We start from the raw sequence: 567 nt of genomic DNA on the forward strand, positions 1-567 counted from the left end.
CGAGGGGCTGGACCGCCTTGGACAGCTGCTCCTCCACGAGGCCCCGCGCCCTGATGTCCCCGGCGAGGACGACGAGCTGGGCGCCGCTCTCGGCGACGGCCTTGTCGACCTGCTCGGCGACCTGCTCCGTGTTGCGCCGCCACACGACCTCGGTGTGGCGCTGCCAGCGCGCCTGCGACCAGCCGCCGCCGGGGAACTTGTTGATGTGGTTGGTCTCGCCCTCGATCTGCTGCTCGCCCTCGGCCCTGCGCCCGCTGGCGCGCTGCAGCCGGATCTCGCCGCCGTCCCGGCTGACCTCGGCGACGATGTAGGGGAAGTCGTCGGGGCGGTGGCGGAACAGGGGGGTGAGGTCCGGGGCCGCGTCCACCCTGACCACGCCGGGCCCGGCCAGCGGCCCGGGCAGCACCTCGTCGATCTCCACGGTGCCGTCGCGCACCACGAGGAACCGGCTCACCGGGTCCGGCAGGCCCTCCGCCGGCCGCACCGCGGCCTCCACCGCGGCGAGGTCCGCCCGGGCCGCTCCCTGCCGCTCCAGTTCCCGGCAGATGTTCTCCGGCAGGACGTCGA

General features: G+C 75.1%; 1 protein-coding gene. It reads right to left on the reverse strand.

Annotated features, from left to right (window positions below; translation table 11 throughout):
- The coding region (locus tag RCG67_RS17195) for a baeRF2 domain-containing protein (protein ID WP_368828022.1) at positions 1-567 on the reverse strand (567 nt) is incomplete at both ends.

The sequence above is a fragment of the Kocuria cellulosilytica genome (assembly GCF_040981245.1).
GTDB classification, from domain to species: domain Bacteria; phylum Actinomycetota; class Actinomycetes; order Actinomycetales; family Micrococcaceae; genus Kocuria; species Kocuria cellulosilytica.